The organism is Pseudonocardia endophytica (assembly GCF_004339565.1).
In the GTDB taxonomy this organism is placed as follows: Bacteria; Actinomycetota; Actinomycetes; order Mycobacteriales; family Pseudonocardiaceae; genus Pseudonocardia; species Pseudonocardia endophytica.
In genome coordinates this window covers 605,041-628,650 of sequence record NZ_SMFZ01000001.1, presented here as the reverse complement: position 1 = coordinate 628,650, position 23,610 = coordinate 605,041, and the positions used below count along the sequence as shown (strand labels likewise).

The window sequence follows — 23,610 nt, the reverse complement described above, 5'->3', positions numbered from 1 at the left end:
GGCAGGTCAGGCGGCGGGATCCGCCCGCTGCCGGCGCCACCGGCTCACCACGACCAGCCCGAGCCGCCGGGCCAGCGCCGTGTAGGCCCCGACGGTCCCACGGACGACGTCCTGGCGCGGGAGGTCCCAGCGGTCGGCCAGCTCGGTGGTGAACGTCCGCTGCCCGCGGAACTCCTCACGGCCGGCCTGCCCGGACACCGTGGACGCGCTGATCCGGTAGCCGGCGACGGTCTCGCCGACCCCGTGGAACCGGCCGTGGTCGAGCAGCCTGGCCCAGAGATCGAGATCCATCAGGAACACGCGGTCCGCGTCGAAGCCACCGACCGCGTCGAACGCGGAGCGGCGGAACAGGCCCGAGATCGGCGGGCCGATCGGGTTGCCTCCGTGCTGCACGATCGCGCGGACGGCGTCCTGGCCGTCGTGCGTGCCGACCAGCCCGCGCACGCCGCAGTTCCCGACGATCACACGGCCGTCCTCGTCGAGCATGTCGATCCGGCCGGCGGACAGAGCGATGTCCGGGTCGTCCATCGCCGGGACCTGACGGGCGAGGCAGTCCGGTGCGAGCACGTCGTCCGCGCAGACGACCTTGACCAGCGGCGCGCGGCAGAGCGCCACCGCCCGGTTCCAGTTCTCCGGCAGCGGCACCGTGTCGTCGCTGCGTTCCAGGCGGATCCGCGGGTCGGTGAACTCGCGCACGACGTCGCTCGTGCCGTCCGTGCTGCCGTTGTCCCGGACGACGATCTCGACGTCCTCGAACGTCTGCGCGAGCGCGCTGTGCACGGCACGCCCCACGAACGCGGCGCCCTGGTAGACCGGGATGCAGATCGACACCGCCGGGGTCGGGTCCGGCAGGTGCTCGGCCGCACCGGCCGGCTCCTCCATCGTCGACGACGGTCTGACCGTCACGCAGGCTCCCTGGGGTCGGGTCGCCGTGCTTGCGACAGGCCCGGGTGGGGACGCCGGATGACGGGCGGTACGGGGCCGCCCGACCTGCCGTCGCACGGACAGCGGTGGGACGGTGAGATCATAGGGTTGGCGCCGGTACCTGCGACAACGGCACAGATGTCGGAATCGTCAAATCATGTGACGAGAACGTTAGAATGACCGACTGGTCCGACCCGGGTCGTCAGTGGCGACTCGCCGGGGCGATGGTGGCGGCGGCCGGGTTCTCGGTGGAGGTGCCCTGGTGTGGGACGGCCGGCTCCGGCCTGCGGTGCAGCAGGATGGTCTGCAGGCAGTCGACGTCCTCCTGGGCGAGACCGCGGAACGCGCCCGCCAGCGGGACGTCGCCCATCGGCTCGGACACCCGCTCCTCGCGGCGCAGCTGCAGGCCGGCCGCCTCGAACAGGTCGAGCCACTCCGGACGCTGGACGCGGTTCACGTACTGCACCGAGCTGTCCCAGCGCCGCCGCCACGTCGCGGTGTCGTAGCGGTAGAAGTGCTTCGGCGAGCAGCTCGGGTCGAAGTAGTGGAAGTGGTCGACCAGGTCGATCTGGTGCAGGGACCATCCGCCCGGCCGCAGCAGCGCCGTGGTCCGCGCCAGATACGCGGGCAGCGTCGCGGCGTCCACGTGCTCGAGCACGTCCGCACTCACGACGAGCGCATAGTGGCTCTCCGGCAGCTCCTCGAGCATGCCGCTGGGCTCCACGACGTAGCGCATGCCGAGCGTGTCGTAGAGCTCGTCGAACGTGCGGGCCGACCGCGCCGCGCCGAGACGTTCGTGTGCCGTCCGCACGCGGGCCGGGTCGAACCCGAGCTCCTCACCGAGATCGTCCAGGTGGTCATCGAGCTGGTCGGCGTAGCACCGGAACGCGGTGAACAGCCGGTTGTCCCACACGTCGTAGAGCGTGATCTCCACGTCGTGGAACAGGCGCAGGACCAGCGCCTCCCAGTGCACCCAGCCGGTCCCGAGCTCCAGCACGGCGTCCCCTGGGCGGAGGATCCGGTTCGTCTCGCAGGCCGCGAGCAGGCGCCGGGCACGGTCGACGTAGCGTTCCGGCAGGCCGTCGGCCACGCGCATGCGGGTCAGCGCGACGTTGCCGAGCCTGCGGTACACCCACCGCGTCGAGGAGTTGAGCGAGAATGCGCGGGATGCCGCGGCGACGGCGGCGTACTTCCACATCGTGTACTGCTCCGATCGGCGTACGAGGCGGGCGTGACGTGACCTCATGCACGACGTTCCGCTTTCTAGCGACACCTGATCGGTTTTGCAATAGCCGTTGCGCCTACATAGGGTAATTTGACGACGTCCACGTGGAACGTCCGGTTCGTCGTGCGGGATCGATGCAGGTGTCCGGTGCGGGCCCCGCACCCGTGCGGCTCGCATCCCTGCTACTCTCGGGAATGCGACCACCCTGGCGCGCGTTCTCGCACGTGTCAGGGCGTCAAGTGGAGCCCCGCTCCCACCCGCCCGCCTCCGGCGTCCGGGTTCCTGGTCCGGCCGCCGGCGGGCGTGATCCGTCGTCGACCGATCATCGGGTCTTTGCTTGTCGTCGCCGACACCAGTCGATACCGCCGACACACGGGAGACCCCATCACCACAGAGACACGCATCAACGACCGCATCCGCGTTCCTGAGGTCCGACTCGTCGGGCCGAACGGGGAGCAGGTCGGCATCGTGCGTATCGAGGACGCCCTGCGGCTGGCCCAGGAGTCCGACCTCGACCTGGTCGAGGTCGCGGCCCAGGCCCGCCCGCCGGTCTGCAAGCTCATGGACTACGGCAAGTTCAAGTACGAGAGTGCGCAGAAGGCCCGGGAGTCCCGGCGCAACCAGCAGCTGACCGTGATCAAGGAGCAGAAGCTCCGGCCGAAGATCGACAAGCACGACTACGAGACGAAGCGCGGCCACGTCCGGCGCTTCCTCGAGGGCGGCAACAAGGTCAAGGTCACGATCATGTTCCGTGGTCGCGAGCAGTCGCGCCCGGAGCTCGGCTACCGGCTGCTGCAGCGCCTCGCCGAGGACATCGGTGACATCGCCGTCGTCGAGGCCGCTCCGAAGCAGGACGGCCGGAACATGACCATGGTGCTCGCGCCGACGAAGAAGCCGGGCAAGAAGCCCGCCGCTGCCGAGGCCGCGCCGGCCGAGGCCGCAGCCGCAGAGGGCTGAGCAGCCCGACCGCCGGGCGCGCAGGCGCCCGGCGGCCACGAACACCCGGTCGCCCCCGGCCGGGACGACGCAGTACGGACCGACGCCCCTCGCGGGTGTCACACGGAACGGATCTCTCATGCCCAAGAACAAGACGCACAAGGGAACCGCGAAGCGGATCCGCACCACCGGGAGCGGCAAGCTCCAGCGCCAGCAGACCGGCCTGCGGCACCGGCTGGAGGTCAAGTCCCGCAAGGAGAAGCGGGACCTGTCCGGCGTCGTCGATGTCGCCAAGCCGGACCAGAAGCGCATCAAGAAGCTGCTCGGCCGCTGACCGGCCGGGCCGCGCAGGCCGGCCCTCCGCTCCACCCCGCAGACCCCGCCGCCCGGGCGAGGCGATCCGCACGACGGACCCCCCGGACCGCGGCACCCCGAGAGACAGGACAGACCCATGGCACGCGTGAAGCGCGCGGAGAACGCCCAGAAGAAGCGCCGCACCACGCTGGAGTCGGCCAGCGGCTACCGCGGGCAGCGCTCGCGGCTCTACCGCAAGGCCAAGGAGCAGATGCTCCACTCCATGAACTACGCCTACCGGGACCGTCGCGCGCGCAAGGGCGACTTCCGGCAGCTGTGGATCACCCGCATCAACGCCGCGGCGCGGGCCAACGACATGACCTACAACCGGTTCATCCAGGGCCTGAAGGCCGCCGGGGTCGAGGTCGACCGCAAGAACCTGGCCGAGATCGCCGTCAGCGACCCGGCCGCGTTCACCGCACTGGTCACGGTCGCCAAGGACAACCTGCCGGCGCAGGAGAAGGCGGCCTGACCAGCCGGGCTTCGGGTACGCCCGCGTCCGTCCGCACCCCCCGCGTCGTCGCCGCACGCAAGCTGCTGCGACGCGCGGGGCGCGACCGGGCCGGGCGTTTTCTCGTGGAGGGCGCCCAGGCCGTCCGCGAGGCGCTGGACGGCGACGTCACCGTGCACGAGGTGTTCGTGACGGCGACCGCCGCGGACCGGAACCCGGACCTGCTGGACCGGGCCGCCGCCCGCGGTGTGCGGATCGGCCCGGTCACGGACGAGGCCGCCGCGGCGCTGTCCGAGACGGTGACCCCGCAGGGGCTGGTCGCGGTCTGCGATCTCGTGGACGTGCCGCTCGCCGACGTCGTGGACGGAGCGACGTTCGTCGCCGTCTGCGCCGGGATCTCGGACCCGGGCAACGTCGGGACCGTCGTCCGGGTCGCCGACGCCGCCGGGTGCGGCGGGGTCGTGCTGGCCGGGGACACGGTCGACCCGCACAACGGAAAGGCCGTCCGCGCGTCCACCGGGAGCCTGTTCCACCTGCCGGTGACCAGGGACCGGGACGTGCCCGGCGTGCTCGACGCGTGCCGGGACGCCGGTCTGGCCACGCTCGTCGCGGACGGTCGCGGCGAGACCGGTCTCTACGACGGCGGCCTCGCCGACGTGCTCGCGGGTCCCGTCGCGTGGGTGTTCGGCAGCGAGGCGCACGGGGCCGGACGCGAGGTCCTCGACGCGGCCGACCACCGGGTGCGGGTGCCCGTCCTCGGCCGGGCCGAGTCGCTCAACCTGGCCACCGCGGCGGCCGTCTGCCTGTACGCCACGGTGGCCGCGCGCACTCCCGTGACCTGCGGGTAACCCGGTGGCATCACGTGACTACGATCGAGGGCACCATGAGTGACGACGCTGCGAACCCGCTGGACCCGGACGCGCTGAAGGCGGCCGTCGAGGCCGCGCGCTCCGCGTTCGACGCCGCCGTCGACCTGGACGCGCTGGCCGCCGTGAAGCCGGCGCACCTGGGTGACCGCGCCCCGATCCCGCTGGCCCGCCGGTCGCTGGGCGAGCTGCCCGGGCCCGAGCGTGCGGACGCGGGCAAGCGCGTGAACGCGGCTCGCCAGGAGGCACAGGCCGCGTTCGACGAGCGCCGCGCGGTTCTCCTGGAGGAGCGCGACGCGCGCGTGCTCGCCGAGGAGTCGGTCGACGTCACGCTGCCGTGGGACCGGCGCCCGCGCGGTGCCCGGCACCCGATCACCCAGCTCTCCGAGCGGATCGCCGACATCTTCGTCGCGATGGGCTGGGAGGTCGCCGAGGGCCCCGAGGTCGAGGCGTCCTGGCTGAACTTCGACGCGCTCAACTTCGGCAAGGACCACCCGGCCCGGACCATGCAGGACACGTTCTACCTGTCCCAGGGCGGCGCAGCGGGCGGCCAGGACTCCGGCCTCGTACTCAGAACCCACACGTCGCCGGTGCAGGTCCGCTCGCTGCTGGACCGCGAGCTCCCGGTCTACGTCGTCTGCCCGGGCCGCACGTTCCGCACCGACGAGCTCGACGCGACGCACACCCCGGTGTTCCACCAGGTCGAGGGGCTGGCCGTGGACGAGGGTCTGACGATGGCGCACCTCAAGGGCACGCTCGACGCGTTCGCCCGCGCGATCTTCGGGCCGGACGCCGGGACCCGGATGCGGCCGTCGTTCTTCCCGTTCACCGAGCCGTCCGCCGAGGTGGACCTCTGGTTCCCGCAGCGCAAGGGCGGGGCGGGCTGGGTCGAGTGGGGCGGCTGCGGCATGGTCAACCCGAACGTGCTGCGTGCCTGCGGTGTCGACCCGGACGTCCACACCGGATTCGCGTTCGGCATGGGCATCGAGCGGACGCTGATGTTCCGCAACGGCATCCCCGACATGCGCGACATGGTCGAGGGCGACGTGCGGTTCAGCACCGCGTTCGGCGTCTGAGGCAGTCCTTCTTCGCAGTCGTTCTTTCGCAGGGAGCAGCAACGTGCGAGTGTCCGTGTCCTGGCTCGGTGAGCACCTGGACGCCGCCGCCCTTCCGGCCACGGCCGACGAGGTCGGCGACGCGTTCGTCCGCGTCGGGCTGGAGGTCGAGGAGATCCATCCGGCTCCGGACGTGACCGGCCCGCTGACGGTCGGCCGCGTCGAGGAGATCGAGGAGCTCACCGAGTTCAAGAAGCCGATCCGCTACTGCCAGGTGGCGCTCGGCGACCTGACGCGCGGGATCGTCTGCGGCGCGACGAACTTCGCCGTGGGCGACCTGGTCGTCGTCGCGGAGCCCGGCTCCGTGCTGCCCGGCGGGTTCGCGATCGCGTCGCGGCAGACCTACGGGCACACGTCCGACGGCATGATCGCCTCGGCCCGCGAGCTCGGGCTCGGCGCCGACCACTCCGGCATCCTCGTGCTGCCGCCCGGTACGGCGGAGCCCGGCGACGACGCGAAGGCCGTCCTCGGCCTCGACGAGCCGGTGATCGAGCTGGCCGTCACGCCGGACCGCGGCTACTGCTTCTCGCTGCGCGGCCTTGCCCGGGAGCTCGCCACCTCGACCGACGCGGACTACACCGACCCGGTCGTGCGGATCGCCCTGCCGGACACCGACGGCGACGCGTGGCCGGTCCGGATCGAGGACACCGCGCGTGCCCCGCGCTACGTCGCGCGCCGGGTGAACGGCGTCGACCCGAAGGCGCCGACACCGTGGTGGATGCAGCGACGGCTGATCACCGCGGGGATGCGCCCGATCTCGCTGACCGTCGACGTCACGAACTACGTGATGCTCGATCTCGGCCAGCCGCTGCACGCGTTCGACGCGGGCCGGACGTCCGGTGAGATCGTCGTGCGCCCGGCGCAGCCCGGGGAGACACTGACGACGCTCGACGGCGTCGTGCGGAAGCTCGACCCGGACGACCTGCTGATCACCGACGACAGTGGCCCGATCGGGCTGGCCGGCGTGATGGGCGGGGAGAGCACCGAGATCCCGCTGGCCGCCGACCTGCCCGACGGCGCGCGCGTCGACGTGCTGCTGGAGGCCGCGCACTTCGACCCCGCCGGCGTCGCCCGCACGGCGCGCAGACACAAGCTGCCGAGCGAGGCGTCGAAGCGGTTCGAGCGCGTCGTCGACCCGGCGCTACCGCCGTACGCGGCCGAGCGCGCGGCGAAGCTGCTCGTCGACCTCGGCGGTGGCACGTACGCCGACGGACGCACCGACGAGGGCGGCGTGCCCGCCGTGCCGTCCGTGCGGATGGCGCTGAACCTGCCGGACCGCACCGCCGGCGTCGCCTACCGGCGCGGCGCCACCGTCCGCCGTCTCAACCAGGTCGGGTGCCGGACGGACATCGAGACCGGTACCGACGGCCACGGTGTCGTCGTCGCCACGCCGCCGACCTGGCGTCCGGACCTGCGTCAGCCGGCCGATCTGGTGGAGGAGGTGCTGCGGCTGGAGGGCTACGACGCCATCCCGTCCCTCGTGCCGCCCGCACCGCCCGGACGCGGGCTCACGCGAGAGCAGCTCCGCCGCCGGGCGGTCTCGCGCGCGCTCGCGGAGGCCGGGCACGTCGAGGTACTGCCGTTCCCGTTCGTCTCCGACGGCGTGTGGGACCAGCTGGGCCTGCCCGCCGACGACGAGCGCCGCCGCACCGTCGCGGTGTCCAACCCGCTCGACGCGGACCGGTCCCGGATCGCGACGACGCTGCTGCCCGGCCTGCTGGACATGCTGGTGCGCAACCGTTCCCGCGGCTTCGACGACCTGGCGCTCTACACCGTGGGCCAGATCGCCCAGCCGGGCGCCGCGCCGACCGAGATCCCCGACCCGCCGGTGACCGAGCGCCCGTCGGACGAGGTGTACGAGCGGATCCGGGCCGCGCTGCCCGCCCAGCCGACGCACGTGGCCGTCGTGCTGTCCGGGAACCGCGAGCCCCGCGGTTGGTGGGGTCAGGGGCGCGCGGCGGCCTGGTCCGACGCCGTCGAAGCGGCCCGCCTGGTCGGTGCGGCGGCCGGCGTGACGTTGCGCTCCGCCCGGGCCGAGTACGCGCCGTGGCACCCGGGCCGGTGCGCCGCGCTGTTCGCCGGGGACACGCTCGTCGGGCACGCGGGGGAGCTGCACCCGAAGGTCGTCGAAGCGCTCGGGCTGGCGCCGCGCACCGCGGCGATGGAGCTCGACCTGGACGCGATCCCGCTGGTCGAGACGCTGCCGGTGCCGTCGGTGTCCGCGTACCCGCCGGTCGCGGTGGACGTGGCGCTGGTCGCCGCGGACGACGTGCCGGCGGCCGACCTCGCCGACGCGCTCACCGACGGCGGCGGCTCGCTCCTGGAGGCCGTCCGCCTGTTCGACGTGTACTCGGGAGCTCAGGTCGGCGACGGGCGCCGGTCGCTCGCGTTCTCGCTGCGCCTGCGTGCCCCGGACCGGACGCTGACGAACGAGGAGGCGAACACCGCGCGCGACGCCGCCGTCGCCGAGGCCTCCCGCCGCCACGGAGCGGTCCTGCGCTGACCCGGCGGGCTGCGCTGCACCCGGCCGCGCTGCACCCGATCGCGCTGCACCCGGCCGCGCTGCGCCCGACCGCGCTGCGCCCGGCCGCGCTGCGCGGCGCCCGGCTGCGCGGCGTCCGGCCGCGCCACTGCTCCCGCCCTGACGGATGCGACATCCGCACGCATCCTCGGAACGGATGCCACATCCGTTCGCCGGGCGGCACGGTGCGGCGGGTACGCACGATGCGTGCCGCGTCGGGAATCGACCGCCACCTCACGGCGGCGTCGACCACCACAACGTTCCTCCCGATCGGGTTCCGGGATCGAGTGGAACGTTCCGGCTGCCGCCACCGCCGCAACGTTCCTCTCGATCCCGTCGAGGCATCGGGCGGAACGTTCCGGTCGTCGTTCTCCGCGGACCGATCGCGACCGGTACCCCTCCGGGCCGATCGCATCTCGCGGCCCACCGCCCGGGCCGCCCAGTTGCTCAGCGCTCGGCCGCCGCTGTCCCGTCCGAGCGGATGTGACGTCCGTGCGCATCATGGGGACGACTGTCACAGTCGTCCGCGTCGTGTGCGGTGGCCCCCGCTCAGGGACGGGTGGCGACGGCTGCGACGGCCCGTCCCGCTGTGGTCCACCGCTCGGCGGACGGCGCCGCGTCGACGACGTTGACGGTGATCAGGTACCTGGCCGTCGCGACCTGGAGCGTCGTGCCACCGACCGTGTCGAGCAGTACCGCGGCCTCGCCGACCCCCGGGAGCGGTCGTCCGCCGGCCGTCGCGCGGACGAACGCGGCCGGGGTGCCGCTGTTCACGCGGTACACGTTGATCGCGGCGGTGGGGGTGGGGTCGCCGGAGCGGGAGGCGGCGTAGCAGCTGCGGGTCGTGGATCCGTCCGGGCGGATCACCGCGGCCTCGGCCGGCTTCCCGACCGGACCACCGAGCAGGGCCGCGAAGCCCGACGCATCGAGGAGGCACTCGTCGTCGAGGACGTCGGCCGTCAGCAGTGCGGGCTGCGGGGCCGGGGCTGCGGGTGCGGCCGACGCAGGAGACCGGTTCTGGTCGGGCGCCCCGCCGGATCCGGAGCCGCCGGACCCGGAGCCCCCGGATCCGGCCCCACCCGATCCGCCGGAGCCCCCGCCCGTCCCGGACCCGGACGCGGAGCCGGCAGAACCCGACCCGGACCCGCCCGACCCGGACCCGCCCGACCCGGACCCAGCCGACCCGGACCCACCCGACCCGGACCCGCCCGACCCGGACCCACCCGACCCGGACCCACCCGACCCCGACCCACCCGACCCCGGCCCGCCGGACCCGGACCCGGACCCGGAGGCGGAGCCGGCAGACCCTGACCCGGACCCGCCCGACCTGGACCCACCCGGACCGGAGCCGGATCCACCTGACTGCGGGCCGGACCCCGCGGCACCCGGCCCGGAGCCTCCGGATCCGGACCCGCCGGAACCGGACCCGGCCGACCCGGAGCCGGACCGCTCCGTTCCGGTCGGACCGGCCGCGAGCGGACTACCGGCACCCGACGACCCGTCCGGTGCAGCCGGAGCCGGGGTCGGCGCCGACGTCGGAGCCGGCGTGGCGGGCGGAGACGGCGCGGTGCTCAACGGCCCCGGGATCAGCGGCTCCGTCTCGTCGGGCTCGACGGTGACGGTCGGTCGCCCGGACGGTTCCCGGACATCCGTCGGAGGTGCCGCCTCCGCACTCGAGCCGCTCGACGTCGTCGGACCCTCACCCTCGGCATGCGGCGTGCCGGGCACGGCCTGCGCGCACCCGGCGGCGAGCGCGGTCAGGAGCAGGCCACAGGCCAGCACACCCGCTCGTCGAGCGCCCCGCGAGCCCACCGTCGTCCGCACGCGCGGGACGCTACGGTCGTGCCCACGGTCCCCGTGGCCGTTCCGCGGAATCCGTCACGATCGCCGATTTGCATCGGATTCCAGCTCACTGCATAATCATCCACGTGGTTCGCATCGCGGTGGCGGGTGCCAGCGGGTACGCCGGGGGAGAGCTCCTCCGGCTGCTGCTGGCGCACCCGGACGTGGAGATCGGGACGTTGACGGCGGGCGGGAACGCGGGATCGCGACTGGGTGAGCACCAGCCGCACCTGCTGCCCCTGGCCGACCGGGTGCTCGCGGAGAGCACGCCGGAGGAACTGGCGGGGCACGACGTCGTGTTCCTCGCCCTGCCGCACGGGCGCTCCGCGACCCTCGCCGCCCAGCTCGGCGACGACACCCTGGTCATCGACTGCGGCGCCGACCACCGGCTCTCCGACGCCGACGCGTGGGACCGCTGGTACGGCGGAGAGCACGCCGGGCACTGGCCGTACGGCCTGCCGGAGCTCCCCGGCGGACGGGACGCGCTGCGCGGCACCAGCCGGATCGCCGTCCCCGGCTGCTACCCGACGGTGACGAGCCTGGCCATGGCTCCCGCGCTGGTCGCGGGCCTCGTCGCTCCCGACGTCGTGATCACGGCGGTGACCGGGACGTCCGGCGCGGGCAAGTCGCTCAAGCCGCACCTGCTCGGCGCCGAGGTGATGGGCTCGCTGTCCGCCTACGGCGTCGGCGGTACCCACCGGCACACGCCGGAGATCATCCAGAACCTGACGAACGCGTGCGGCCGCCGGGTCTCGGTGAGCTTCACCCCGGTGCTGGCGCCGCTGCCGCGCGGCATCCTCGCGTCCTGCTCGGCGCCGCTCGCGGAGGGCGTCGATCCGTCGTCGGTCCACGAGGCCTACGCGAAGGCCTACGCGGGGGAGCCGTTCGTCCACCTGCTCCCGGAGGGCACCTGGCCCGCCACCTCGTCGACGCTCGGCGCGAACACGGTGGCCGTCGGCGTCACGGTGGACCGGGATGCGAACCGGCTGGTCGCCGTCGCCGCGATCGACAACCTGACGAAGGGCACCGCAGGCGGCGCGATCCAGTGCATGAACCTCGCCCTCGGGATCCCGGAGACGGCCGGCCTGTCGACGACGGGGATCGCGCCGTGAGCGAGCCCGCGAGCGAACAGATGGCACGGGGTGTGACTGCCGCACAGGGATTCCGCGCCGCGGGCGTCCCGGCCGGGATCAGCGCCAAACCCGGAAAGCTGGACCTCGCGCTCGTCGTCAACGACGGCCCTCGCTTCGCGGCGGCCGGTGTCCTGACCCGCAACAAGGTCAAGGCCGCCCCCGTCCTCTGGACCGAGCAGGTGCTCACCGCCGGACGGCTGCGGGCCGTCGTCCTGAACTCCGGCGGCGCGAACGCCTGCACCGGACCGGAGGGCTTCCAGGCCACGCACAGCACGGCCGAGCGGGTCGCGGAGCTGCTGGGATGCGGTGCCGTCGAGGTGGCCGTCTGCTCGACCGGCCTGATCGGCGAGCAGCTGCCGCTGCCGAACGTGCTGTCCGGTGTGGACAAAGCGGCCGGGGAGCTGGCGGCCACGGCGGACGGAGGGTCCGCGGTCGCGACCGCGATCATGACCACCGACACGGTGTCCAAACAGGATGCCGTGACGGACCCGGCCGGCTGGACGGTCGGCGGCACCACCAAGGGCGCGGGGATGATCGCACCCTCGATGGCCACGATGCTGTCGGTGATCACCACCGACGCCGTGCTGGAGCAGCCCGCGCTGGACGCCGCGCTGCACGAGGCCGTGCGGCTGAGCTTCGACCGGCTCGACATCGACGGCTCGATGTCCACGAACGACACCGTGCTGCTGCTGTCCTCCGGCGCGTCCGGGGTCGAGGCGGACCCCGCGGAGTTCACCACGGCGCTCACGCGCGTCTGCCAGGACCTCGCGGCCCGCATGCAGGCCGACGCCGAGGGCGTCACGAAGCGGATCACGGTGCGGGTCACCGGCGCCGCGAGCGAGGACGACGCCGTCGTCGTCGCCCGGACGATCGCGCGCGACTCGCTGGTCAAGACGGCGATCTTCGGGTCGGACCCGAACTGGGGCCGGATCGCGGCCGCGGCCGGGTACGCGGACGCCGCCGTCGAGCCGGAGACGCTCGACGTGACGATCAACGGTGTGCTGCTCTGCCGGGGCGCCGTCGTCGCGGGTGACCGCGCGGCCGCCGACCTGTCCGGCAAGGACGTGCTGGTCGAGGTCGGGCTCGGGCTCGGCGACGGCACGGCGGAGATCCGCACGACCGATCTCAGCCACGCGTACGTGGAGGAGAACAGTGCCTACTCCTCCTGACGACGCGACCGACCTGCCACCCGTTCCGGCGCGGATCAAGCGGGCGAAGGAGAAGGCGGAGGTCCTGGCCGAGGCCCTGCCGTGGCTCCAGCGCTTCCACGGCCGGATCGTCGTCGTCAAGTACGGCGGCAACGCGATGGTCGACGAGGAGCTCAAGCAGGCGTTCGCCCTGGACATGGTGTTCCTGCGGCTGGCGGGGATCCGCCCGGTCGTCGTGCACGGGGGCGGTCCGCAGATCACCGCGATGCTCAAGCGCGTCGGGATCTCCGGCGAGTTCCGCGGTGGCCTGCGGGTGACCACGCCGGAGACCATGGAGATCGTCCGGATGGTGCTGTTCGGGCAGGTCGGGCGCGAGCTCGTCGGCCTGATCAACCAGCACGGACCGCTGGCCGTCGGACTGTCCGGTGAGGACGCCGGCCTGTTCACCGCTGAGCGGCGCACCGCGTCGGTCGGCGGCGAGAAGGTCGACATCGGACTCGTCGGCGACGTCACCGAGGTGAACCCGGACGCCGTGCTGGACATCGTCGCGGCCGGCCGCATCCCGGTCGTCGCCGGCATCGCGCCGGACGCCGACGGCCAGGTCCACAACATCAACGCCGACAGCGCGGCCGCCGCGCTGGCGGGCGCGCTGGACGCGGCGAAGCTCGTCGTGCTCACCGACGTCCAGGGCCTGTACCGGAACTACCCGGACCCCGAGTCGATCATCACCTCGCTCACCGCGGACGAGCTGGAGCCCATGCTGCCCCGGCTCGAGTCCGGCATGGCGCCGAAGATGGAGGCCTGCCTGCGGGCGGTGCGCGAGGGGGTCGGCCAGGCACACGTGATCGACGGTCGCGTGCCGCACTCGGTGCTGCTCGAGGTCTTCACCAGTGAGGGAGTGGGAACGATGGTGCTGCCGTCATGACCAGCACGTACCAGGAGCGCTGGGCCGACGCGCTGATGAACAACTACGGCACCCCGCCGCTGACGCTGGTCCGCGGCGAGGGCGCCGAGGTGTGGGACGACACCGGCAAGCGCTACCTCGACCTGTACGCCGGGATCGCGGTGAACGTGCTCGGCCACGCGCACCCCGCCGTCGTCGAGGCCGTCACGAAGCAGGTGTCGACGCTCGGGCACACGTCGAACTTCTTCATCACCGAGCCCGCACTCGCGCTGGCCGAGCGGCTCAAGGAGCTGCTGGCCCAGCCGTCGGCGCGGATCCTGCTGTGCAACTCCGGCACCGAGGCCAACGAGGCGGCCTTCAAGATCGCCCGCCGGACCGGCCGTCCGGAGATCATCGCCTGCGAGAACGCGTTCCACGGCCGCACGATGGGCGCGCTCGCGCTCACCGGGCAGCCGGCCAAGCGGGAGCCGTTCGAGCCGATGCCCGGTGGCGTCTCGCACATCCCGTTCGGCGACGTCGACGCGCTCGACAAGGCCGTCACCGACCGGACGGCGGCCGTGTTCCTGGAGCCGATCCTCGGCGAGGCGGGCGTGATCGTCCCGCCCGAGGGCTACCTGGCCGAGGCGCGCCGGATCACCGCGGAGCGCGGTGCGCTGCTCGTGCTGGACGAGGTGCAGACCGGCATCGGCCGCACCGGCGCCTGGTTCGCCCACCAGCCGCTCGGCATCACCCCGGACGTCGTCACGCTGGCCAAGGGGCTCGGCGGCGGCCTGCCGATCGGCGCGTGCGTCGGCATCGGCGACGCGGCCGCGCTGCTGGAGCCGGGCCAGCACGGCACGACGTTCGGCGGCAACCCGATCTCCTGCGCGGCGGCGCTCGCGGTACTGGACACGGTCGCGTCGCAGGGCCTGCTGGAGCACGTGTCCCGGCTGGGCAAGGAGCTGCGTTCCGGGATCGAGGCACTCGGCCACCCCCTGGTCTCCGACGTCAGCGGTGCCGGTCTGCACGTCGGTGTCGGTCTCACCGAGCCGCTGTCCGCGCAGGTCGCGGCCGCGGCGCGGGACGCCGGGTACCTCGTCAACAACGCTGTGCCGGACCGTATCCGGCTCGCTCCCGCGCTGACGCTGTCCGACGACCAGGCGCGCGAGTTCCTCGGGGCGTTCCCGGCGATCCTGGATCGGGCCGAGGAGGCCTGATGGTCCGCCACTTCCTGCGCGACGACGACCTGACCCCGGCCGAACAGGCCGAGATCCTGGACCTCGCCGACCGCGCCAAGGCCGACCGGTTCGGCGCGCGCCCGCTCGCGGGGCCCCGGTCGGTGGCCGTGGTGTTCGACAAGTCCTCGACCCGCACCCGCGTGTCGTTCGAGGCCGGGATCGCCGAGCTCGGCGGCAACGCGATCATCCTGGACGGCGCGACCAGCCAGCTCGGGCGCGGCGAGACGATCGAGGACACCTCGCGGGTGCTGTCCCGCTACGTCGACGCGATCGTGTGGCGGACGTCCGGGCAGCAGCGGATCGAGGCGATGGCCTCGGTCGCCCGCGTCCCGGTCGTGAACGCGCTGACCGACTCGTTCCACCCGTGCCAGGTGCTGGCCGACCTGCAGACGGTGCGGGAACGGTTCGGCCGCCTGGCCGGCGTGACGCTGACCTACCTGGGCGACGGCGCGAACAACATGGCGCACTCGCTGCTGCTGGGTGGTGTCACCGCCGGGATGCACGTCCGGATCGCCGCGCCGACCGGCTTCGTGCCCGATCCCGACGTCCTGCGCGACGCGAAGGCGCGGGCGGAGGAGACCGGCGGCTCGGTGACGCTGATCGCGGACCCGCACGCGGCCGTCGAGGGCTCCGACGTGCTGGTGGCCGACACCTGGGTGTCGATGGGGCAGGAGGGCGACGGCATGGACCGGATCGGCCCGTTCCGCCGTTACCAGGTCAACGCCGAGCTGCTCGCGCACGCCGCGGACGGCGCGATCGTCCTGCACTGCCTGCCCGCCCACCGCGGCGACGAGATCACCGACGAGGTCCTCGACGGCCCGTCCAGCGCCGTGTGGGACGAGGCGGAGAACAGGCTGCACGCGCAGAAGGCGCTGCTGACCTGGCTGCTGGGGAAATGAACGCCGGCAACGGCACGGCGACCCGGGTCGCGCGGCAGGCCCGGATCGTCGAGCTCGTCACCCAGCGCGCCGTGCGCAGCCAGGGTGAGCTGCTGGCGTTGTTGCGCACCAGCGGGATCGAGACCACCCAGGCCACGCTCTCCCGGGATCTCGACGAGCTCGGCGCCGTGAAGCTGCGCGGTGCCGACGGCGGCACGCCGGTCTACCGCATCCCGGAGGACGGCAACCCGCTGCCCGGCGTCGAGGGCGGGACCGGGAGGCTGTCCCGGTTGCTGGGGGAGCTGCTGGTGTCCGCGGACGCGAGTGGGAACCTGGCCGTGCTGCGGACCCCGCCCGGTGCCGCGCACTACCTGGCCAGCGCGCTGGACCGGGCCGCACTGCACGACGTCGTCGGCACGATCGCCGGCGACGACACCCTCATGGTGGTGGCCCGCGAGCCGCTGTCCGGCGCCGAGCTCGTCGCACTGCTGCGCGATCTGTGAAACCGAGAAGGAGAACCGTGAGCAAGGTCCTCAGCGAGCTGCCCAAGGGCGAGCGCATCGGCATCGCGTTCTCCGGAGGCCTCGACACCTCCGTCGCGGTCGCCTGGATGCGCGACAAGGGCGGGATCCCCTGCACCTACACCGCCGACCTCGGCCAGTACGACGAGTCGGACATCGCCGGCGTGCCCCCGCGGGCGAAGGAGTACGGCGCGGAGATCGCGCGTGCGGTCGACATCAAGCCCCAGCTCGTCGACGAGGGCCTGGCGGCGCTGGCGTGCGGCGCGTTCCACCTGCGGTCCGGCGGTCGGACGTACTTCAACACGACGCCGCTCGGCCGCGTCGTCACCGGGACGCTGCTGGTCCGGGCCATGCAGGCCGACGACGTCAACATCTGGGGCGACGGCTCGACGTTCAAGGGCAACGACATCGAGCGGTTCTACCGCTACGGCCTGCTCGCCAACCCGGAGCTGCGGATCTACAAGCCGTGGCTCGACGACGCCTTCGTCTCCGAGCTCGGCGGGCGCGACGAGATGAGCAGGTGGCTGACGGCGCACGACCTGCCCTACCGCGACTCCGCGGAGAAGGCGTACTCCACCGACGCCAACATCTGGGGCGCGACGCACGAGGCGAAGACGCTCGAGCACCTGGACGTGTCCCTGGAGACCGTCGAGCCGATCATGGGCGTGAAGTTCTGGGACCCGTCCGTCGAGATCCCGACGGAGGACGTCGCGATCACGTTCGAGGGCGGCTACCCGGTGGCGATCGACGGGAAGCGGTTCGCGACGCCCGTCGACCTCGTGCTGGAGGCCAACGCCATCGGCGGACGCCACGGCCTCGGGATGTCCGACCAGATCGAGAACCGGATCATCGAGGCCAAGTCGCGCGGCATCTACGAGGCGCCCGGCATGGCGCTGCTGTTCATCGCCTACGAGCGGCTGGTGAACGCGATCCACAACGAGGACACGGTCGAGAACTACCACGCACAGGGCCGCAAGCTCGGACGGCTGCTCTACGAGGGCCGCTGGCTCGACCCGCAGGCGCTGATGGTGCGCGAGTCCATCCAGCGCTGGATCGCGTCGCTCGTGACCGGCACCGTCACGTTGCGGCTCCGGCGCGGCGACGACTACTCGATCATGGACACCTGGGGCACCGGCTTCTCCTACCACCCGGACCGGCTGTCGATGGAGCGCGTCGAGAACGCCGCGTTCGGTCCGACGGACCGGATCGGCCAGCTCACCATGCGCAACCTGGACATCGCCGACTCCCGCGCCAAGCTCGAGGCCTACGCGGTCCAGCCGCAGGAGCAGGGGACGGTGCTCGTCGAGCACGGAACTCTGTTCGGGGAGCTGCCCTCCGGCGGGTTCGACCGGATCGCCGCGGCGAGCGACGACGACGACCACGAAGCGGCCCTCGACGAGGCCGCTCTCGAAGCGGGCAACGACTGATGGCCCTGTGGGGTGGGCGGTTCGCGTCCGGACCGGCCGACGCGCTGGCCGCGCTGAGCAAGTCCACGCAGTTCGACTGGGCGCTGGCGCCGTACGACATCCGCGGCTCGAAGGCGCACGCCAGGGTGCTGGCGCGGGCGGGCCTGCTCACCGACGACGAGCTGGGCGACATGCTCGCGGCGCTGGACAAGCTGGACGCCGACGTCGCGTCCGGCGCGTTCGGCCCGGCTCCGGACGACGAGGACGTGCACAGCGCGCTGGAGCGCGGGCTGATCGAGCGGGCCGGCCCCGACCTGGGCGGCAAGCTGCGCGCCGGGCGTAGCCGCAACGACCAGGTCGCGACGCAGTTCCGGATGTGGCTGCGCGACGCGACCCGCCGGGTCGGTGCCGGCGTGCTCGACGTCGTCGACGCGCTGGTGGCGCAGGCCCGCGCGCACCCGGACGCGGCGATGCCCGGGCGCACCCACCTGCAGCACGCCCAGCCGGTGCTGCTCGGCCACCACCTGGCCGCGCACGCGCAGGCGCTGCTGCGCGACGTGGACCGGCTGCGCGACTGGGACCGCCGGACCGCCGTGTCGCCGTACGGCTCGGGCGCGCTGGCCGGATCGTCGCTCGGCCTGGACCCGGGGGCGGTCGCCGCCGAGCTGGGTTTCGCCACGTCGTCGGCGAACTCGATCGACGGGACGGCGTCGCGCGACTTCGCGGCCGAGGCCGCGTTCGTGTTGGCCATGATCGGCGTGGACCTGTCCCGGCTGTCCGAGGAAGTGATCGTCTGGGCGACCGCGGAGTTCGGCTACGTGACGCTCGACGACGCGTTCTCCACCGGCAGCTCGATCATGCCGCAGAAGAAGAACCCGGACGTCGCGGAGCTGGCGCGCGGCAAGTCCGGACGGCTGGTCGGCAACCTGGCCGGCCTGATGACCACGCTGAAGGGCCTCCCGCTCGCCTACAACCGCGACCTGCAGGAGGACAAGGAACCGCTGTTCGACTCCGTCGCGCAGCTGGAGCTCCTGCTCCCGGCCGTCGCCGGGATGGTCGCGACGCTGACGTTCCACACCGACCGGCTCGCCGAGCTGGCCCCGGCCGGGTTCACGCTCGCGACCGACGTCGCGGAGTGGCTGGTGCGCCAGGGTGTCCCGTTCCGGGTCGCGCACGAGGCGGCGGGCGGCTGCGTGCGCGCGGCCGAGGACCGCGGCGTCGGCCTGGAGGACCTGACCGACGACGAGCTCGTCGCCGTCCACCCGGCCCTGAACCCGGATGTGCGCTCGGTCCTGAGCGTGGAAGGCTCCATCGCGTCGCGGAACGCGCGCGGCGGGACCGCGGGCGTCCGGGTCGTCGAACAGCTCGAGGCCCTGGACGCGGCCGCGACCGAGATCCGACAGTTCACCGGAGGACACGCATGACCGACCCGGCAGCCGCCTACGAGGAGCTCAAGGCCCAGGGGCTGAAGCTCGACCTGACGCGGGGCAAGCCGTCGTCGGAGCAGCTCGATCTGGCCGCTCCGATGCTGGACCTGCCGGGCGCCGGTCACCACGTCTCGCCGAAGGGCACCGACACCCGCAACTACGGCGGCGGCCAGGGCCTCCCCGAGCTGCGCGAGATCTTCGCGCCGCTGGTGCAGGTGCCGGTCGAGCAGCTGATCGCGTCGAACAACTCCAGCCTGGAGCTGATGCACGACACGCTCGTGCACGCGCTGCTGTCCCCGCTCCCGGGCGCCCCGACGCGCTGGGTGGACGCCGGGCGGGTCGCGTTCCTGGCCCCGGTGCCCGGTTACGACCGGCACTACGGCGTCTGCGAGCGCCTCGGCATCGAGCTGCTCCCGGTGCCGATGACGGAGTCCGGCCCGGACATGGACGAGGTCGAGCGCCTGGTGGCGGGCGACCCGTCGATCAAGGGCATCTGGTGCGTGCCGAAGTACTCGAACCCGGACGGCGTCGTGTACTCCGACGAGACCGTGCGCCGCCTCGCGTCCATGGAGACGGCCGCGCCGGACTTCCGGATCATGTGGGACAACGCCTACGCGGTGCACCACCTGACCTCCGACGAGATCGAGATCGCCGACGTGCTGGCGCTGGCCGCCGAGGCGGGGAACCCGGACCGGCCGTTCGTGTTCGGGTCGACGTCGAAGATCACGCTCGCCGGGTCCGGTGTCGCGTTCCTCGGTGCGTCGCAGGCCAACGTCGACTGGTGGCTGGCGCTGACCTCGAAGCGCACGATCGGCCCGGACAAGGTGAACCACCTGCGGCACGCACTGTTCCTGCGCGACGCCGCCGGGGTGCGTGCGCACATGGCCGCGCACCGTGAGCTGATCGCGCCGAAGTTCGCGATGGTCCAGCGCCTGCTGTCGGACGCGTTCTCCGACACCGAGGGCGTCACCTGGACCGAGCCGAAGGGCGGGTACTTCGTCTCGCTGGTCGTGCCGGACGGGCTCGCGTCCGAGGTGGTGCGCCTGGCCAAGGAGGCCGGGATCGCGCTCACCCCGGCGGGGGCGACCCACCCGTACGGCAAGGACCCGCAGGACGCGGTGATCCGCCTGGCACCGACGCTGCCGCCGCTCGACGAGATCGAGCGCGCGATGGCCGGCGTCGTCACCTGCGTGCAGCTCGCGCTCGCCCGCCGCTAGGTGAGGGACGCAGGCTCCTCCGAGCACGAGACCACCTCCGCCGAACGAACGGCACCCTCGAGCAGTGGGACTGCCCGAACGGGCCGTTCGTTCGGGCCGGGGGAGCCGTCGCCGGCGATGCTCGACCGCTCCGAGCTGGCGGTGGACGTCCTCCCGGCCGCCCGCCGGCTGCTCGGCTGCACGCTCGAGGCGGACACCGACGACGGGACCGTCGCCGTCCGGCTCGTCGAGGTCGAGGCCTATCGGGGTGCCGACGACCCGGCGTCGCACAGCTACCGGGGGAGAACGCCGCGCAACGCCGTCATGTTCGGCCCGGCCGGGTTCCTGTACGTGTACTTCGTCTACGGCATGCACTTCTGCGCGAACGTGACGTGCCTGACCGACGGCGTCGCCGGAGCGGTACTGATGCGGGCGGGGGAGCTGCTCACCGATCCTGGCCCGGCGCGCGTCCGCCGGCCGACCGCGCGCCGGGACGCCGACCTCGCCCGCGGCCCGGCCCGGCTGGCGTCGTTGCTGGGGCTGACCCGCGAGGACAACGGGCTGGACCTGACCGACCCGTCGTCCCGTGTCCGTCTCCTGGCCGACGATCCGGTCGCCGCGGACCTCGTGCGCACCGGGCCGCGGGTCGGCGTCGCGGCGGCGGCCGAGCTGCCGTGGCGGTACTGGGTCGACGGGTCGGAGGCCGTCAGTCCCTACCGCCCGGGGAAGGTCAGGACCCGACGCGGCGGAGCGGCGTGACGCCCGTCCCGGGATCACCTCTCGACGGGCGTTGCAGGACAGCCTAACCTCAGCGCGTGCGAACGCTCCCTCACCGGTTGGTCCGGTTACTCCTACTTCTGTCCGTCCTCGCGCTCGGTGCGGGTGTCCTGGCCGCGTGCGGTTCCGGTTCGGAGTCGCCGCAGGGCTCCGCCCCGTCCGGTGAGGGCGGCGCGTTCCCGGTCACGGTGCAGCACAAGTACGGCAGCACGACGGTGCCCGCCGCACCGCAGCGCGTCGTGTCGCTCGGCTACACCGACCAGGACGCGCTCCTGGCGCTCGGCGTCGTCCCGGTCGCCATCCGCGAGTTCACCGGTGAGCAGCCGTCGGCGACGTGGCCGTGGGCGCGGGACAAGCTGGGCGGCGCGCAGCCCCAGGTGATCCCGCTCGCCGGCCCGACGACCGAGTCGCTGGCCGCGCTGCAGCCGGACCTGATCGTCGGGATCTCGGCAGGCCTGACCCAGGCCCAGTACGACGACTACTCCCGGATCGCCCCGGTGATCGCGTCGCCGACCGGGTTCGCCGACTACGGCGTCCCGTGGCAGGACGCGACGAAGCTGACCGGCCAGGCCGTCGGCAGGACCGCCGAGGCGGACAAGCTCGTGTCCGACCTGGAGGCGCGTATCGCGCAGACCCGCCAGCAGAACCCCCAGCTGGAGGGCAAGACGATCGCGAGCGTGCTCCCGAGCACCGATGCGGGCGGCGGGTTCTTCGTGTACGGCCCGCAGGACCTGCGGTCACGGTTCTTCGCGTCGCTCGGCCTGAAGGGTGTGCCCGCTCTCGACCAGGTCGCGGGCGACAAGTTCTACGGTCAGTTCAGTGCCGAGCAGCTCGGCCAGCTGAACCAGGCGAACATCCTCGCGCTGATCCCGTCGAGCCCGTCGCAGGTGGCGCCGTTCACCGCGCAGCCGGGCTGGCAGAACCTGAACGCGGTGAAGGCGGGCAAGGCCCAGACGTTCCAGGGCGAGACGGCGGCCGCGCTGACGTTCTCGAGCGTGCTGAGCCTGCCGTCCGTGCTCGACACGGTGCCGAAGCAGCTCGCGGGCGCCGCGGGCTGACCGGGCGGGAACCCGCGCGCGACGGTGCTCGTCGAACGACGAAGATGGACACCGTGGCGAAGGAGATCCTCGACGAGCTGGAATGGCGCGGGCTGATCGCGCAGAGCACCGACCGGGAGGCGCTGGCCCGTGAGCTGGCCGGCCCCGATCCGGTCACGCTCTATGCGGGCTTCGACCCGACCGCGCCCAGCCTGCACGCCGGGCACCTCGTCCAGATGCTCACGCTCCGCCGGTTCCAGGAGGCCGGGCACCGCCCGATCGTCCTGGCCGGCGGAGCGACGGGGATGATCGGCGACCCCCGCGACGTCGGCGAGCGCAACCTCCACGACGAGGCGACGGTCGCCGAGTGGACGGGCTTGATCCGCGGGCAGCTGGAGCGCTTCGTCTCGTTCGACGACTCGCCGACCGGCGCGCTCACGGTGAACAACCTGGACTGGACGGGCGGGCAGACGGTCCTGGCGTTCCTGCGCGACCTCGGCAAGCACTTCCCGGTGAACATGATGATCAATCGGGAGACGGTGAAGCGGCGGCTGGCCGCGGACGGCATGTCCTACACCGAGTTCAGCTACCTGCTCCTGCAGTCCCAGGACTACCTCGAGCTGTACCGCCGGCACGGCTGCCGGCTGCAGATCGGTGGGTCCGACCAGTGGGGGAACATCGTCGGCGGGGTCGACCTGATCCGGCGGGTGGACTCCGGGCAGGTGCACGCGTTGACGACGCCGCTGGTCACCGACTCCGAGGGGCGCAAGTTCGGGAAGTCCACCGGGGGCGGGAACGTCTGGCTCGACCCGGACCGTACGTCGCCGTACGCCTGGTACCAGTACTTCGTGAACGTCGCCGACGCCGACGTCGTCAACTACCTGCGCCTGTTCACGTTCCTGGGCCGGGAGGAGATCGACGAGCTCGCCCGCGACACCGAGGAGCGCCCGCATCTGCGTGCGGCGCAACGCCGGCTGGCCGACGAGCTCACCACGCTCGTGCACGGGGAGCAGCAGACCCGTCAGGTGACGACGGCGAGCCAGGCCCTGTTCGGTCGCGCTGACCTCGGCGACCTGGACGCCGCGACGCTCGACGCCGCGCTCGCCGAGGTGCCGACGGCCGAGAGCGGGGGCGCGGACACGATCGTGGACCTGCTCGTGTCGACCGGGCTCGTGGAGAGCAAGGGCGCGGCCCGCCGGGCGATCAACGAGGGCGGTGCCTACGTGAACAACACGAAGGTCTCCGACGAGGGGTGGACACCCGGGAACGACGACCTCCTCGACGGCGGGTGGCTCGTGCTGCGACGGGGCAAGCGCAACCTCGCCGGGGTGCGTGTCGGACGGTGATGCGTGTCCGGTCCCTCTGACCTGCGGTGATGATCGAAGTGACCCCCCGCTGTCAGAGGGCCCGACCCCACCCTGTAACTTTCTCTTCGTCGCCAGGACGGGACGGAACGAGGCAAGCGGGACGGAACACCGGCCCGCAGGCGGTTCCCGAGACCAGGCGGCAAGCCCCGGAAGTCCGGCCTCAGGGCCAGGCATCAGAGGCGCCCGGAGCAAGGGTTGATTCTGCGCTCCGGTACAAGTAGCATGAGAGAGTTGCCGTCGGACAGGTTCCGACTCGGTAGCACTCCGACGCCCTGGACCGCCGATCATGCGATCGGTGTCCCTGTGCGGGTGTCTTTTGAGAACTCAACAGTGTGTCGAGCTTTTTTGTTTGGCGCTTTGGTTTT

21 protein-coding genes are annotated in these 23,610 nt (G+C 72.8%); 18 read left to right on the top strand and 3 right to left on the bottom strand.

Translation table 11 applies throughout. The annotated features are described in order from the left end of the window. Nucleotides 1–6: 6 nt before the first annotated feature. The gene (locus EV378_RS02475; RefSeq protein WP_132421129.1) at nt 7–906 is read right to left on the bottom strand and encodes a glycosyltransferase family 2 protein; all 900 of its coding nucleotides are present in this window, start codon (nt 904–906) and stop codon (nt 7–9) included. A 220-nt stretch (nt 907–1,126) separates the two neighbouring features. Then, nucleotides 1,127–2,170: a class I SAM-dependent methyltransferase gene (locus EV378_RS02470; protein WP_165922112.1), complete on the bottom strand. Its 1,044-nt coding sequence runs from the start codon at nt 2,168–2,170 to the stop codon at nt 1,127–1,129. Between the two features lie 312 nt (nt 2,171–2,482). Between EV378_RS02470 and infC the strand changes: the two genes are divergently transcribed. The 6 genes from infC (at nt 2,483) to pheT (ending at nt 8,374) form a co-directional block, all read left to right on the top strand. Next, nucleotides 2,483–3,106: a translation initiation factor IF-3 gene (infC, locus tag EV378_RS02465; protein WP_132421127.1), complete on the top strand. Its 624-nt coding sequence runs from the start codon at nt 2,483–2,485 to the stop codon at nt 3,104–3,106. Nucleotides 3,107–3,224: 118 nt separating this feature from the next. Further along, the gene (gene rpmI / locus EV378_RS02460) at nt 3,225–3,419 is read left to right on the top strand and encodes a 50S ribosomal protein L35 (RefSeq protein WP_132421126.1); all 195 of its coding nucleotides are present in this window, start codon (nt 3,225–3,227) and stop codon (nt 3,417–3,419) included. Nucleotides 3,420–3,536: 117 nt separating this feature from the next. Further along, the gene (rplT, locus tag EV378_RS02455; RefSeq protein WP_132421125.1) at nt 3,537–3,911 is read left to right on the top strand and encodes a 50S ribosomal protein L20; all 375 of its coding nucleotides are present in this window, start codon (nt 3,537–3,539) and stop codon (nt 3,909–3,911) included. Continuing rightward, complete coding sequence (locus EV378_RS02450; RefSeq protein WP_207908717.1) at nt 3,908–4,738, top strand: TrmH family RNA methyltransferase; 831 nt, start codon at nt 3,908–3,910, stop codon at nt 4,736–4,738. The genes rplT and EV378_RS02450 overlap by 4 nt, the downstream gene beginning before the upstream one ends. 35 nt (nt 4,739–4,773) lie before the next feature. Continuing rightward, nucleotides 4,774–5,832, top strand: coding sequence for a phenylalanine--tRNA ligase subunit alpha (gene pheS / locus EV378_RS02445; RefSeq protein WP_132421124.1), 1,059 nt, complete (start codon nt 4,774–4,776; stop codon nt 5,830–5,832). A 43-nt stretch (nt 5,833–5,875) separates the two neighbouring features. After that, complete coding sequence (pheT, locus tag EV378_RS02440; protein WP_132421123.1) at nt 5,876–8,374, top strand: phenylalanine--tRNA ligase subunit beta; 2,499 nt, start codon at nt 5,876–5,878, stop codon at nt 8,372–8,374. A gap of 567 nt (nt 8,375–8,941) precedes the next feature. On the opposite strand, the gene EV378_RS35170 is transcribed toward pheT, so the two are convergent. Next, complete coding sequence (locus tag EV378_RS35170; RefSeq protein WP_165922111.1) at nt 8,942–9,259, bottom strand: hypothetical protein; 318 nt, start codon at nt 9,257–9,259, stop codon at nt 8,942–8,944. 1,055 nt (nt 9,260–10,314) lie between these two features. Here EV378_RS35170 and argC point away from each other — a divergent pair. The 12 genes from argC (at nt 10,315) to tyrS (ending at nt 23,224) form a co-directional block, all read left to right on the top strand. Continuing rightward, entirely contained in the window at nt 10,315–11,346 is a 1,032-nt protein-coding gene (gene argC / locus EV378_RS02430) for an N-acetyl-gamma-glutamyl-phosphate reductase (protein WP_132427255.1), read from the top strand. A 20-nt stretch (nt 11,347–11,366) separates the two neighbouring features. Next, on the top strand, nt 11,367–12,536 hold the full coding sequence (gene argJ / locus EV378_RS02425; protein WP_132427253.1) for a bifunctional glutamate N-acetyltransferase/amino-acid acetyltransferase ArgJ: 1,170 nt from the start codon (nt 11,367–11,369) through the stop codon (nt 12,534–12,536). Between the two features lie 13 nt (nt 12,537–12,549). Next, entirely contained in the window at nt 12,550–13,440 is an 891-nt protein-coding gene (argB, locus tag EV378_RS02420) for an acetylglutamate kinase (RefSeq protein ID WP_132427251.1), read from the top strand. Continuing rightward, complete coding sequence (locus EV378_RS02415; RefSeq protein ID WP_132421122.1) at nt 13,437–14,615, top strand: acetylornithine transaminase; 1,179 nt, start codon at nt 13,437–13,439, stop codon at nt 14,613–14,615. The genes argB and EV378_RS02415 overlap by 4 nt, the downstream gene beginning before the upstream one ends. Next, complete coding sequence (gene argF, locus EV378_RS02410) at nt 14,615–15,535, top strand: ornithine carbamoyltransferase (RefSeq protein WP_132421121.1); 921 nt, start codon at nt 14,615–14,617, stop codon at nt 15,533–15,535. Before EV378_RS02415 ends, argF begins: the two co-directional genes overlap by 1 nt. Then, on the top strand, nt 15,532–16,017 hold the full coding sequence (locus EV378_RS02405) for an arginine repressor (RefSeq protein WP_132421120.1): 486 nt from the start codon (nt 15,532–15,534) through the stop codon (nt 16,015–16,017). Before argF ends, EV378_RS02405 begins: the two co-directional genes overlap by 4 nt. A 17-nt stretch (nt 16,018–16,034) precedes the next feature. Further along, complete coding sequence (argG, locus tag EV378_RS02400; RefSeq protein ID WP_132421119.1) at nt 16,035–17,462, top strand: argininosuccinate synthase; 1,428 nt, start codon at nt 16,035–16,037, stop codon at nt 17,460–17,462. Beyond that, nucleotides 17,462–18,865 carry an argininosuccinate lyase gene (gene argH, locus EV378_RS02395; protein ID WP_132421118.1) on the top strand — a complete coding sequence of 468 codons (1,404 nt, stop codon included), beginning with the start codon at nt 17,462–17,464 and terminating at the stop codon, nt 18,863–18,865. Before argG ends, argH begins: the two co-directional genes overlap by 1 nt. Next, complete coding sequence (locus EV378_RS02390) at nt 18,862–20,085, top strand: aspartate aminotransferase type Ic (protein ID WP_132421117.1); 1,224 nt, start codon at nt 18,862–18,864, stop codon at nt 20,083–20,085. The genes argH and EV378_RS02390 overlap by 4 nt, the downstream gene beginning before the upstream one ends. A gap of 117 nt (nt 20,086–20,202) precedes the next feature. Next, nucleotides 20,203–20,823: a DNA-3-methyladenine glycosylase gene (locus EV378_RS02385; RefSeq protein WP_132421116.1), complete on the top strand. Its 621-nt coding sequence runs from the start codon at nt 20,203–20,205 to the stop codon at nt 20,821–20,823. A gap of 56 nt (nt 20,824–20,879) precedes the next feature. Beyond that, nucleotides 20,880–21,899 (top strand): ABC transporter substrate-binding protein, encoded by a 1,020-nt coding sequence (locus EV378_RS02380; RefSeq protein ID WP_132421115.1) that lies wholly within the window; start codon nt 20,880–20,882, stop codon nt 21,897–21,899. 53 nt (nt 21,900–21,952) lie between these two features. Continuing rightward, the gene (gene tyrS / locus EV378_RS02375) at nt 21,953–23,224 is read left to right on the top strand and encodes a tyrosine--tRNA ligase (RefSeq protein WP_132427249.1); all 1,272 of its coding nucleotides are present in this window, start codon (nt 21,953–21,955) and stop codon (nt 23,222–23,224) included. Nucleotides 23,225–23,610: the final 386 nt, after the last annotated feature.